11 protein-coding genes and 2 pseudogenes are annotated in these 12,310 nt (G+C 76.9%); 5 read left to right on the top strand and 8 right to left on the bottom strand.

What is annotated here, in order from left to right:
* Positions 1–2 precede the first annotated feature (2 nt).
* Positions 3–489: pseudogene (locus tag LUW75_RS14530) on the bottom strand (hypothetical protein).
* Between the two features lie 92 nt (positions 490–581).
* On the opposite strand from LUW75_RS14530, the pseudogene LUW75_RS14525 reads away from it, so the two are divergent.
* The 4 genes and pseudogenes from LUW75_RS14525 (at position 582) to LUW75_RS14510 (ending at position 3,352) form a co-directional block, all read left to right on the top strand.
* Positions 582–927 (top strand): annotated as a pseudogene (locus LUW75_RS14525) (PadR family transcriptional regulator).
* On the top strand, positions 924–1,637 hold the full coding sequence (locus tag LUW75_RS14520; protein WP_250335990.1) for a permease prefix domain 1-containing protein: 714 nt from the start codon (positions 924–926) through the stop codon (positions 1,635–1,637). The pseudogene LUW75_RS14525 and the gene LUW75_RS14520 overlap by 4 nt, the downstream one beginning before the upstream one ends.
* Positions 1,638–1,765: 128 nt before the next feature.
* A complete protein-coding gene (locus tag LUW75_RS14515) occupies positions 1,766–2,485 on the top strand; it encodes a hypothetical protein (protein WP_250335989.1) in 720 nt (239 codons plus the stop codon).
* Between the two features lie 273 nt (positions 2,486–2,758).
* Positions 2,759–3,352 carry a sigma-70 family RNA polymerase sigma factor gene (locus tag LUW75_RS14510; RefSeq protein WP_250335988.1) on the top strand — a complete coding sequence of 198 codons (594 nt, stop codon included), beginning with the start codon at positions 2,759–2,761 and terminating at the stop codon, positions 3,350–3,352.
* A gap of 54 nt (positions 3,353–3,406) precedes the next feature.
* Here the strand turns inward: LUW75_RS14510 and LUW75_RS14505 are convergent, their stop codons facing one another.
* The 5 genes from LUW75_RS14505 to LUW75_RS14485 all read right to left on the bottom strand — a co-directional run bounded on the left by LUW75_RS14505 (position 3,407) and on the right by LUW75_RS14485 (position 8,854).
* On the bottom strand, positions 3,407–5,992 hold the full coding sequence (locus LUW75_RS14505; protein WP_250335987.1) for a bifunctional FO biosynthesis protein CofGH: 2,586 nt from the start codon (positions 5,990–5,992) through the stop codon (positions 3,407–3,409).
* Between the two features lie 150 nt (positions 5,993–6,142).
* Positions 6,143–6,646, bottom strand: a complete 504-nt coding sequence (locus LUW75_RS14500; protein ID WP_250335986.1) for a DinB family protein — start codon at positions 6,644–6,646, stop codon at positions 6,143–6,145.
* Positions 6,647–6,701: 55 nt separating this feature from the next.
* Positions 6,702–7,019 (bottom strand): cupin domain-containing protein, encoded by a 318-nt coding sequence (locus LUW75_RS14495; protein WP_250335985.1) that lies wholly within the window; start codon positions 7,017–7,019, stop codon positions 6,702–6,704.
* Positions 7,020–7,101: 82 nt separating this feature from the next.
* The gene (locus tag LUW75_RS14490; RefSeq protein WP_250335984.1) at positions 7,102–8,034 is read right to left on the bottom strand and encodes a serine/threonine dehydratase; all 933 of its coding nucleotides are present in this window, start codon (positions 8,032–8,034) and stop codon (positions 7,102–7,104) included.
* A 1-nt stretch (position 8,035) separates the two neighbouring features.
* A complete protein-coding gene (locus LUW75_RS14485; RefSeq protein ID WP_250335983.1) occupies positions 8,036–8,854 on the bottom strand; it encodes a 2OG-Fe(II) oxygenase family protein in 819 nt (272 codons plus the stop codon).
* A 279-nt stretch (positions 8,855–9,133) separates the two neighbouring features.
* Between LUW75_RS14485 and LUW75_RS14480 the strand changes: the two genes are divergently transcribed.
* On the top strand, positions 9,134–10,015 hold the full coding sequence (locus tag LUW75_RS14480; protein ID WP_250335982.1) for a hypothetical protein: 882 nt from the start codon (positions 9,134–9,136) through the stop codon (positions 10,013–10,015).
* A gap of 7 nt (positions 10,016–10,022) precedes the next feature.
* On the opposite strand, the gene LUW75_RS14475 is transcribed toward LUW75_RS14480, so the two are convergent.
* Together LUW75_RS14475 and LUW75_RS14470 are read right to left on the bottom strand one after the other, a co-directional pair.
* Positions 10,023–10,667, bottom strand: a complete 645-nt coding sequence (locus tag LUW75_RS14475; protein ID WP_250337673.1) for a response regulator — start codon at positions 10,665–10,667, stop codon at positions 10,023–10,025.
* 65 nt (positions 10,668–10,732) lie between these two features.
* Positions 10,733–11,986 (bottom strand): sensor histidine kinase, encoded by a 1,254-nt coding sequence (locus tag LUW75_RS14470; protein WP_250335981.1) that lies wholly within the window; start codon positions 11,984–11,986, stop codon positions 10,733–10,735.
* Positions 11,987–12,310 lie beyond the last annotated feature (324 nt).

Raw genomic sequence — 12,310 nt, 5'->3', positions numbered from 1 at the left:
GGTCACACGCCCGTCGTGGAGCCGGGGCGGACGATCATCAGGACGACGACGACCGCCCACAGCAGGTTGAAGACCCCGGTGAGCATGCCCAGCCGCGCCGCCGCGGCGCCCAGCCCCTCGGCGGCTCCGCCACCCTCCCGGGCCATGGTCAGGAGGCGCTCCTGGCCGGGGATGATCGCCATGGCGAGCAGGAACGCGGCGACGGCGGTGAGGACCATCGACGAGATCAGCCAGGTGTCGCCCAGGGCGCCGAGCTGCGCGCCCGTGGCCAGGCCGAAGACCGGTACGACCAGGCCGGCGACGGCGTAGACCCGGCAGACGCGGTGCAGGAAGGCGGCGACGCCGGCGGCGGAGCCCCCTCCCCTCCCCGTCTTCCGGTCCCTGTGCCGCCTGCCTGGCGAAGCGCGGGAAGAGCGAGGCCGCGACTGCGATCGACCCGACCGCGAGGATGGCGGCGAGCACGTGCACGGACAGGAGGAGTTTGGTCACGGTGGTGCCTCCAAGCGGGACCGGACTGACCCTCGATACATTGGCTACCAATAGATAGCATGCCTACAGCAGGGTTGGGTAGACTCCCCCTCATGAGGACAGACGCGGTCCGCGGCCATCTGGACGGACTCCTCCTGGCCGTGCTCGAACCGGGCCCGCTGCACGGGTACGCGATCATCGCGGCCGTCCAGCAGCGCAGCGGGGGGCGCGCTCGAACTGCGCACGGGCACCATCTATCCGGCGCTCCAGCGCCTGGAGCGGCTCGGCCTGCTCAAGAGCAGCTGGGACCCGGTCGGCGAGCGGCGCCGCCGCCGCTACGAGCTGACCGAGGCCGGCCGGCGCAGCCTGGACCAGGAGCGCAACGCCTGGCGGGAGTTCACGACGGCCATCGGCTCGGTCCTGAACCCGCCGGCCCCCTCGACGGGACTGGCCACGTGAGCGCCGGTGCGGACGCCGGGACGAGCACCGGCACCGCGGCGTCCGGCGGGCGGCGCCCCGACCCCCTCGACGCGTACGTGGCGGCCCTCTCGGACTCCCTGCAGGGGCCGGGCCGGGCCAAGTCCCGCCTCGTCGCCGAGGTACGGGACGGCCTGGACGACGCGGTCTCGGCGCACACCCGCGCGGGCGTCCCCTACGAGCGCGCCGCGGAGCTGGCGGTGCGCGACTTCGGCTCGCCCGACCGCCTGGCGCCCGCGTTCCAGCACGAACTGTCCATCGCCCAGGCCCGGCACACCGCCCGCGCCGCCGCGTTCACCGTGCCGCTCGCCGTCGCCTGCTGGCTGCTGCTGCGGACGGCCGGCCACGACGGCGCCGCCTGGCGGCTTCCCCAGGGCACCTCGGCGCTGACGGCGCACCTGGTCGTCGTGGCCGCCGTGGCGTCGGTCCTCTCCGCGACGACGCTCGCCGCGACCGGGCGGCTCGCCCGCTGGCTGCCCGTCCCGCACCGGCTGCCCCTCGCGGTCGCCTGGACGGGCACGGCGGCGAGCGTCACCATGGCCGTCACCGCGCTCGTCCTGGTCACCCTCTCCGCCGTCGTCACCGACTGGCCGCTGGCGGTGGCCGCCGGCGCGCTCGCCGCGGCGGCGCACGCCGTGGTGGCCTCCTCGGCCCGCACGTGCCGGCGGTGCGCCCGCCTGCCGGTGAACTGAAGACGCGTGTCGCGCCGATCCGTTGGAGCGGACCGCCCCCCGGCGGCGGGGGGCGGCGGCCGGGGACGCCCCACCGCGCCCGGGGCCGCGCGGAGAGCCGGGCCCCGGTGCCCGGGACGGGGCGGCCCGTGCCGGTGACACCCGCGGGCACCGGGCCCGCACTGAGGCTGACACGCGCCGCGGTCTTCGCCGCCGTGTGCGTCCTGACGGCCGCGCTGGGGCACTCCCTCGCCTCCGACCGCCCGTTGTCCGCCGGCTTCCTCACCGGCGCCGCGATCGCCACCACCGCGGCCGCCTGGTGGCCGGCCCGCGTCGAGCGCGGCGCCCTCCAGATCACGGCGACGACGGTCGGCGCCCAGTTGTCGCTGCACGCCGCCTTCTCGCTCGCGCCGGTCCCCGGCGGAGGCCACCACGCCCACCGGGCCGCCGCCCTCCCGCAGAGCGTGTGCATGGGCGGTGCCACCGACCCCGTCGCCCGGGCCGTCTGGCAGGCCCACACCGGTACGGCGCACCCGGAGGCGGCCGGACCCGGGTCGTCCGTCGCGTCCCTGGTGGAGCTCCTCACCCACGGCTCCTGGACCATGTTCCTCGCGCACGTGCTGGCCGCCCTCGCGTGCGGACTGTGGATGTGGCGCGGCGAGGCCGGGTTCTTCGCGATCGCCCGCTCCCTGCACTGCGCCTTCTTCGAGCCGCTGCGGCTCGTCCTCACCGGATTCGCCCCGGCCCGGCTCCTGGCCGTCCCGCGCGCGGCGCCCGTCGCCCTGCGCCCGCACCGGCCGCGCGACCTGCCGCTGCGGTACGCCATGTCCCGGCGCGGGCCGCCGCGGGGGTGCCCGGTCCCCCGCTGACCCGTCCCCCGCGGCGGCCCGGCGGAGGACCGGTGCGAGCGTCTCCCGCCCCCACCCCCGCACGTGCGCCGCCGCGCCGGCCCCGCCGCGCGGCGGGCACACGTGGCCGGACGCCCTGGTTGGTGTCCGGCCGCGGCGGGCAGCCACGGCCGAAGGGGCGCGCGTCCGCCGGAAGTGATCGCGTACAGGCGCGGAGCGCCGAGCGCGCTCGCCCCTCCCGGCGCCCGTCCGCGACGCCCCGGAGGCCGAACGAGCCAAACGAAGGACGTCTCCATGCCCACCCACCCCAGTGGCGTACGCGACCGCGCCGCCGTTCCCGGCGACGACCAGATCACCGAATGGGCCCTGGCCGCCGCCCGCGGCGACACCTCGGCGGCGGAGGACTTCGTCTCCGCGACCCGCCCGCACGTCTGGCGGTTCATAGCCCGCGCCTGCGGCGACGCCCACAGCACCGACGACCTCACCCAGGAAACCTACCTGCGGGCCCTGCGCAGCCTCCCCCGCTTCGCGGCGCGCTGCCACGCCCGCGTCTGGCTGCTGTCGATCGCCCGCCGGGTCGTCGTCGACCGCTACCGGTCGAACGCCGCCCGCCCCCGCCTCGCCGACACGGCCGACTGGCAGACGGCCGCCGAGCGCACCCAGCAGACCGGGCTGCCCGGCTTCGACGAGGGCGTGGCCCTGCTCGACCTGCTGGAGTCGCTCGACCGGACGCGCCGCGAGTCGTTCATCCTCACCCAGGTCAAGGGCCTGTCGTACGAGGAGGCCGCCTCGGTCGCGGGCTGCCCGATCGGCACGGTGCGCTCCCGGGTCAACCGGGCCCGGCAGAACCTCACGCACCTGCTGAGGTCGGCGGAGTCCGCCGCCTGAGCGGAGGGCGGCCGGGGTCCCGACGGGCCCCGGCCGCCCCTCTCCCCCGCGCCCTCACTCCGTCAGGAGGGGCAGCGGCTCGGGCAGGCGCCCGCCGGACGCCTCGGCCGCCGCGCGCCGCTCCGCGGGCACCTCCCCGTACAGCGTCGTCCGGGGCCGCGCCGGGCGGCCCGCCGCCCCGGCGACGGCGACGAGGTCCCGCACCGACTTGTACGAGCCCCAACCGGACCCGGCCATCCGGGAGATCGTCTCCTCCATGAGCGTGCCGCCCAGGTCGTTCGCCCCCGACCGCAGCATCTCCGCCGCGCCGTCCGCCCCGAGCTTCACCCAGCTGGTCTGGACGTTCGGGACGCAGGGGTGGAGCAGCAGCCGCGCCGCCGCCGTGACCGCCCGGTTGTCGCGGACGGTCGGGCCGGGCCGGGCGATCCCCGCGAGGTAGACGGGCGCGTTGGTGTGGACGAACGGCAGCGTCACGAACTCGGTGAACCCGCCGGTCTCCCGCTGGAGCCGGGCCAGCGTCCGCAGGTGGCCGAGCCAGTGCCGCGGCTGGTCCACGTGCCCGTACATCATCGTCGAGGAGGACCTCAGGCCCAGCTCGTGCGCCGTGCGGACGACCTCGATCCAGGTGGCGGCGGGCAGCTTGCCCCTGGTGAGCACCCAGCGCACCTCGTCGTCGAGGATCTCCGCGGCCGTCCCGGGGATCGAGTCGAGCCCGGCCTCCTTCGCGGCGGCCAGCCACTCCCGGACCGGCATGCCCGTCCGGGACGCGCCGTTGACGATCTCCATCGGCGAGAAGGCGTGCACGTGGACGCCGGGGACGCGCTCCTTCACGGCCCGCACGATGTCGAAGTAGGCCGTGCCCGGCAGGTCCGGGTGGATGCCGCCCTGCAGGCACACCTCGACCGCGCCCACGTCCCACGCCTGCGCGGCCCGGTCGGCGACCTGCTCCAGGGAGAGCGTGTACGCGTCGGCGTCGGTGCGCCGCTGGGCGAAGGCGCAGAAGCGGCAGCCGGTGTAGCAGACGTTGGTGAAGTTGATGTTGCGGGTGACGACGTACGTGACGTCGTCACCGACCGCCGACCTCCGCACGTCGTCCGCGATCCGGCACAGCGCGTCCAGCGCCGGGCCGTCGGCGTGCAGCAGGACCAGCGCCTGCGCGTCGGTCAGCCGCGTCGGGTCGTCCGCCGCGACGCCGAGCGCCTCGCGCGCGTCGCCGTCGAGGCGCTGCGGTACCAGGCCGGGCGCGGCGGCCTCCCGCAGGGCGTCCCAGTCGCCGTACACGGAGTCGAAGTCGCCGCGCCGGTCGCCGGTGCGGCCCTCGGTGTCGACGGCGCGGTGCAGGTCGGTGCGGCCGCCCGCGGCGAACGCCTCGTCGGGCTCCTGCCAGGGCAGCCCCCTCGGCACCGCGTCCGGCCGGGCCAGACCGGTCTCCGGGTCGGCGAGCGCGGTGACGTGCGGGAGCAGCCGCGGGTCCAGCCACGGCTCGCCGCGCAGCACGAACTCCGGATACACGCAGAGCCGTTCGCGCAGTTCGAACCCGGCCGCCGCGGACCGCTCGGCCAGCACCTCGATCTGCGGCCAGGGCCGTTCCGGGTTGACGTGGTCGACGGTGACCGGCGACACCCCGCCCCAGTCGTCGACGCCCGCGCCGAGGAGCCGCCCGTACGCGTCGTCGACGAGGTTGGGCGGGGCCTGGAGGCAGGCGGACGGGCCCAGCACCAGCCGGGCCACGGCGACCGTCGCCACCAGGTCGTCCAGGTCCGCGTCGGGCGCGGCGCGCATCGCCGTGTCCGGCTTGGCGCGGAAGTTCTGGACGATCACCTCCTGGAGGCCGCGGTGGGCGCGGGCCACGCGGCGCAGCGCGAACAGCGACTCGGCGCGCTCCTCGGGCGTCTCGCCGATGCCGACGAGCAGCCCGCTGGTGAACGGCACGGAGGACCGCCCGGCGTCCTCCAGCACCCGCAGCCGCACCGCGGGCTCCTTGTCGGGCGAGCCGTGGTGGGGGCCGCCGGGCTCGGACCACAGCCGCTCGGCGGTGGTCTCCAGCATCATCCCCATGGACGGGGCGACCGGCTTGAGCCGCTGGAAGTCCGCCCACGACACGACGCCCGGGTTGAGGTGGGGCAGCAGCCCGGTCTCCTCCAGGATGCGGACGGAGACGGCCCGCACGTACGCGAGGGTGTCGTCGTAGCCGTGCGCGTCCAGCCACTCCCGCGCCTGGGGCCAGCGGGCCTCGGGCTTGTCGCCGAGCGTGATCAGGGCTTCCTTGCAGCCGAGCGCGGCGCCCCGGCGGGCGACGTCGAGGACCTCGTCCATCGACATGAACATCCCGTGCCCGGCGCGGCGCAGCCTGCCCGGCACGGTCGCGAACGTGCAGTAGCGGCAGGTGTCGCGGCACAGCCGGGTGAGGGGGACGAAGACGCTGCGGGAGTACGTGACGACGCCCGGCCGCCCCGCCGCGGCGAGCCCCGCGTCGCGGACCCGGGCGGCCGACGCCGCCAGCCGGTCGAGGTCGGCGCCGCGCGCCCGGAGCAGGACGGCGGCCTCGGCGGTGTCGAGCGCGACCCCGTCCTCCGCCCGCTTCAGGGCACGGCGCATGGCGTTGCCGGTCGGCCGGCTTCCGGTTCCCGTGGAGGTCATCCCCCGAGGATACGAGCGGTTTCCCGGCACCGTCCGCGCCCGCGGGAACGCGGGCCGGCCCAGGTCGCGGACCGGCCCCCGTACCCGCTTGCGGACCCCGCCCCGCTCCGGCGGCCGGCCGGCGGCGGGCGCCCGGGGCCGTGCACGGGGTCAGTACCCGGTGCGCCCGTCGGTGAGTTCGCGGATCGCGTCGAGGTGGCCGTTGTGGCGGGCGGTCTCCTCGATCAGGTGCAGCAGGATCCACCGCAGCGTGACGCGGGCGCCGCCCCGGACGGGCCGCACGGCCTCGGCGTCGAGGTCGTGCCCGGCGACCAGTCGGCGCAGGCGGTCGGCCTGCTCGGCGTAGTCGGCGAGGAGTTGCGGCAGCGGGACGTCGACGGCGATCCGCATCTCCCGGTCGGGGTCCTCGTCGGTCCAGGGCGCGCGGCTCTCGCCGCCGAGGAAGACGACGTCCAGCCAGTGGTGCTCCACCCAGCGCAGGTGGCTGACGACCCCGGCGGCCGTCATCAGCGGGGAGTGCGGCAGCGGCGCCCGGCGCGCGTCCTCGGCGGAGAGGCCCTCGCACTTGGCGGCGGCGGTGGCGCGGACGTAGTCGAGGAAGGTGGTCAGGTGCGTCCGTTCGTCGGGCGCCGTGGGCATGTCCGTGCGTGTCATGCCCGCATGCTCGCTGCCGCTGCGCGCCCGTGTCGAACGAATTGGGGACGGGGCGTCAGTCGTTCACCGCGGTCAGCAGGAACGCCGTGTCCGTCACCGCCGTCAGGCTGTGCCGCTCCGGCGGGATGAGGAAGAGGTCGCCCATGGTGAGCTCGACCTCGTCCGACGCGGTCTTCAGCTTGACGACCCCGCGCAGCACCTGCAGGGACGCCGCGGGCGGCGCGTTGTGCTCGTCGAGCCTGGTGCCGGTCGTGAGCGCGATGACGGTCTGCCGCAGCGGCCGCTCCCGCAGCAGCAGGTTGGCGCTGCGCCCGTGCTCGGAGCGGTGGGCGGCGACCAGGTGTTCCTCGGCGATGGCGTAGAGGTCGTACATGGGTCCACCCTGCACCCCCGGCGCCGGGGCCGCACGGGAAGCGCGTACGGACCGGCGAACCGGCCGCCCGGCGCGGTGCGGCTCAGGCGGGGCGGGACAGGTCCCCCGGGTCCGTGTTGGCCCCGCACAGCACCACCGCGGTCCGCTCGCCCTCCGCGGGGCGGTAGGCGCGCAGTCCGGCCAGCGCGGCGGCGGCGGCGTGCTCGACGGCGAGGCGGTATCCGTTCCACAGGTCCCGCCGGGCCCGCACGATCTCCCCGTCCGGGACGAGGACGGAGCACACGTCGTACCGCTGCGCCGCGTCCAGCGCCATGGGCGTGACCCGGCGGGCGCCGAGCGCGTCGGCGGCGACGGACCTGACCGGCACGTCCACGACCTCGCCCGCCGCGAGGGCCGCGTTCAGCGCCCGGCAGTCCTCCGGCTCGACGGCGACGACCCGCACGCCGTGCTCGTGCGCCGACGCGGCGACCCCGGCGAACAGCCCGCCGCCGCCGACGGAGACGACGACCGTGTCCAGGCCGGGCAGGCGCGCGTGCAGCTCCTCCATGAGCGTGCCCGCCCCGGCGGCGATGAGGGGGTGGTCGTAGGCGTGCGAGGCCAGCGCCCCGCTCTCGGCGGCGTACGCGCGGCAGGCCTCCAGCGCCTCGGCGTACTCCGTGCCGGAGAGCCGCACGTCGGCGTCGTAGGAGCGCAGCCGGGCCACCTTCACCGGGGGCGCGGTCTCCGGCAGGAACACCGTCGCCCGTACGCCCTGGGCGTGCGCCGCCCACGCGCAGGCGAGTCCGGCGTTGCCGCCCGACGCGATGGTGACGCCGGCCTCGGGGAGGGTGCCGGACTCCCGGTGGGCGCGGACGAAGTTGAGGGCGCCGCGCGCCTTGAACGTGCCGGTGTGCTGGAGGAACTCCAGGGCGAACCAGGTCCGGTCGTCGTCGCCCGGCGCCACCGCCAGCGGCCGCACCCGCCCCGCGACCCGCCCGGCCGCCGCCGTCACGTCCGCGTACGTGAGGTGATCCATGTCAGGACCATACGACGAGGCGGCCGCGGGTCGTGACGCCGAGGAAGAAGGCGAACGCGACGCGACGCCCGGCGCCCCGGTTGGGTTCCACGGCGTGGAAGTGGGCCGGGTCGAACAGCAGGGCGTCGCCGAGGTGCGGCGGCAGGTCCACGCGCTGGTACCCCTCCACGGCGCCCGGCCGGTAGCCGTACGCCTCCCGGCGCCCCTCGTCGGCGGGCTCCCAGCGGTGCCGCCACACGGTGGTCGCCCCGCCGCCGGAGGCGACGCTCACGTACAGGTTGAACGCGAGCTGGGCGATGACGTCCTGGTCGAAGAGCCCGTCGGGGAACTCCCGGTTGATGTCGTCGTAGTGCGTCAGCAGCCCGGCGTTGATCTCGCGCAGGGTGCCGCCGAAGGCCGGGCGTCCGCCGATGGCGGCGGGCACGACGGCGGAGCCCCACGCGGCGCCGATCCGGTCCAGCGCCCGCGCGACCGGGTCGGGGCGGATCGCGGCCCGGTCCCACGCGGCGCGGGCCGCGTCGGCGTCGGCCCGGTAGCGGTCGGCGTCGAGGACGCCGCCGGGCAGCCGGTAGTCGTTGAGCGCGGGCCCGAACCGCAGGACCGGCGTCGGCACCCGGCCGGGGTCGTAGGGCGCGGTCGGCAGCCGGTCCAGCGCCCCGGTCACGGCCCGGCACTCGGCGGGGCCGAGGAAGCCGGGGACGCGTACGGCGGCGAGGGTCCCGCCCACCAGCCGGGCGAGGTGCCGGGCGGTGAACGCGGGGGCGTCCACGGCGGTGAACAGGGGGTCGCGGGCGACGAGCGCGGACGGCGCGGAGGCCATGTCACCTCCCCGGGCGGAGGACGTACGGCATGTTTCGACCATACGGCCGGTTTCGGCACCCCGCATGCCCGGCCGCCGCCGGGGCCGGGCATGCGGGGTGCCGGGAACGGCCCGCCGGCCCGCGCCCGGCCCCCCGGATCCGGCGGCTCGAAGCGCCGCGGGGCACCGGAGCGCGGGAGGGGCGGGGCCCGCCGTCCGCTCGGGGTGGGGCAGGCCCCGCCCCGAGCGGACGGCGGACCGCGACGACCGGGTGGGTGCCGGTGCGGAAGGGTCGTCCGCATGACGACCACCCCACGCCCCGCCGGCGCGCACGGACGGTCCCGGTCCGCGGGGATCGGCGGCCGCGCGTTCGCCGTGCTCGCCGCTCTCGCCGCGGCCCTCGTCCCGGCTTTCGTCCTCGTCCCCGGCCCACTGGCGGCGAGCACGTCCGGTGGCGGCTTCGACGACCGGGGCCGCCTCGTCGACGGCCTCTCCGCGTCGTTCGCCGACTACTGGCGTTCCGACGACCGGGACCTCTCCCCGGGCCTGGAGGAGGTCGTCGGCTACTGGCTCCACTACCACGTGGTGAAGGCCGTGATCACCGCGGCCCTGCTGGCCGTGCTGGCAGCGCTCGGCGTCCGGCTCCGGAGGGCCTTCCTGCGGGCCGGCGGGCTCGGGGCGGGACGCGGGGCGGCCCTCGCGACGGCCGGGGTCGTCGTCACGGTGCTCGGACTGGCCTCGTCGGCGGCGGCCCTGGCCAACGTCCAGGGTGCGGTGGCGCCGCTCTCCTCACTGCTGTCGACGCTGCCGGCGCACCCCCCGCACGGGGAACTCGCCGACACGCTCGACCAGGTGAGGCGGCATCTGGCCGGCCGTCCGGACGCCGGCGGTCGCACCCCGCCCGCCGTCGAGGTGATGGTCGGCGACTTCGCCCGGTACCACCTGGTGGCGGCCGTGACCGCCCTGACGGCGGCGGTCGTCCTCATCGGCCTGAGCGCGGCGTCGTGGAGGCGGTTCGCCGGGACGGAGACCTCCGACCGGCGGACCAGGCGCGTGTCCGGGTCGTTCGGTCTCCTCTGGGCCCTGTCGTCGTCGGCCTTCCTCCTCGTCGCCGCGGCGAACGCGTCCGTCGCGGCCGACCCGGCACCGGCGCTCCTCGCCTTCTTCGAGGGCGGGTGGTGACGGGCGGTCAGGCGTTGAGGTGGGTGAGGACGGCGAGCACCCGGCGGTGCCGAGCCTCGTCGGGCGGGAGGCCGAGCTTGGCGAAGACGTTGCCGATGTGCTTCTCCACCGTGCTGTGGGAGAGCGCCAGCCTCCGGGCGATGGCCGAGTTGGAGTGGCCTTCGGCCATCAGCGCCAGCAACTGCCGTTCCCGCGCGGTCAGCGCGCCCAGCGGGTCGCCCCGGCGCCGTTCGGCCAGCAGCCGGGCGACGACCTGCGGGTCGAGCACCGTCGCACCACGGGCGACGCGGTCCAGGGCGTCCAGGAACTCCTCGACCCTGGCGACCCGGTCCTTCAGCAGGTAGCCGACGGCGCCGGAACCGTCCGCGAGCAGGTCGGCGGCGTAGGACACCTCCACGTACTGGCTGAGCACCAGGACCGGAGAGCCGGGCAGCCGTCCGCGGACGGTGACCGCCGCCCGCAGGCCCTCGTCCGTGTGCGTCGGCGGCATCCGCACGTCGACGACCGACACGTCCGGGCGGTGCGCGAGCACCACCTCGACCAGGGCGGGGCCGTCGCCGACCGCCGCGACCACCTCGTGGCCGTCCTCGGTGAGCAGGCGGACCAGGCCCTCGCGCAGCAGTACCGCGTCATCGGCGACGACGATCCGCAGCGGGCCCCGGGCAGCGGGGGCCGGCCGCGCTCCGGGGGGCGGCCCGGGCGTCGTCCCGTCCGGGGTCAGCGGCACGGCAGCTCCGCGGTGACCGTCGTCGGGCCGCCCTCGGGGCTGCTGACCCGCAGGCGGCCGCCGACCGCCCGCACCCGGTCGGCCAGCCCCCGCAGTCCGTGCCCTTCGGCGCAGGCCGCCCCGCCCACCCCGTCGTCCGTCACCCAGACCCGCAGGACCCCCTCGGCGCGGCGCGCTCCGACCGTGCACCGGCTGGCGTGGCTGTGCTTGGCCACGTTCGCCAGTGCCTCGGCGACCACGAAGTACGCGGCCGTCTCGACGGCGGCGTCCAGCCGGCGGCCGAGAGGACCGGCGTCGACTCCGGTGGGGACGACGCAGCGTTCGGCCAGGGCGGAGAGCGCCTTCCGCAACCCCCGGTCGGTGAGGATCGGCGGGGCGATGCCCCGGGAGAGGGCCCGCAACTCGTCCAGCGCCTGCCTGGTCTGGGTGACCGCGTCGGCGAGTGCGGCCCGGACGAGCTCCGGATCGCGGTCGAAGTGGTGCTGGGCGCGGCCCAGTTCCATCGCCAGGCGGACCAACTGCTGCTGGGGACCGTCGTGGATGTCGCGTTCGAGCCGGCGCAGGGCGGCCGCCTCGGTCGTCACCGCTGCGACGGCCTGCGCGCGGGCGGTGTCGCGCTCCCGCTCCGGCCCGCCGATCCCGCGACGCGGCACGGACGGGCCGGACAGCAGCGCGCTTCCGAGACCGGCCTGGACCGCGACGCACGCCCGGGTCACCAGCGGCAGGGTGCACCACACCAGCACGGCGAGCGCGATCGCGAAGGCGAGCTGCCCGGCCGGCGACGTCAGGCCCAGGCTCAGGGCGATGTGGGACCGGCCGCTGCCCGCGTGCAGGGTCATGGGCCGCAGCGACCCGGGCACGACGTGGTTGCGCAGCGGGTACGTGGCGGTCGCGACTCCCACGAACCACCACAGCGCGGTCACCACCGAGGTGACCAGGACGACGGGGAGCACCACCACCGCGTGCGCCGGGTCGCGCCACGGCGCGGGACCGGCCGCGCCGGCCGTCCCCTTCGGCCCCGTCCGCAGGACGGTGTCCGGTGCCCCGCCGGCCCGGGAACGCACCTCGTCGATCCGCCACCGCTCCAGACCGGCCGGCCACCGCGCCAGCGCCAGGGCCAGGGCCGCGACGGGCGACCCGCCCGGCGACAGCGAACCGACCGCTCCCACGCACAGGCCGCCGGCCACCAGCAGCGGACCGGCAGCCGCGCTCAACGGCGCGGTGAGGAGGTACAGCGACTCCACGAGCGTGCGACGCCCGGCGCGAACGACGAACCCGGCGCTTGGCCGCCGCCGACTCGCCACCGCGAAAGGCAACGACTCAACCGCTCCCCCAGCATAATGTCGCTCCGGCCCGGGCCTCCCTGACGCCCGCCGGCCTCCCTGACGCCCGTCGGCGTCCGTCGGCGTCCGTCGGCACCCGCCGGTACCCGCCGGCGTCGGGCGCGGGGATCCAAGGGCCGTACCGGAGCCGCACCGGTCCCGCCCGGAACCCCCTCGGCCACCTGCGCGGCGGGCGGACCGCGCCGGCGCGGCGGGCGGGGCCGCCGGCTTCCTCCGCGCCACCGC

The organism is Streptomyces sp. MRC013, assembly GCF_023614235.1.
Taxonomy (GTDB): Bacteria; Actinomycetota; Actinomycetes; order Streptomycetales; family Streptomycetaceae; genus Streptomyces.
This window is presented reverse-complemented; position numbering and strand designations above follow the sequence as displayed.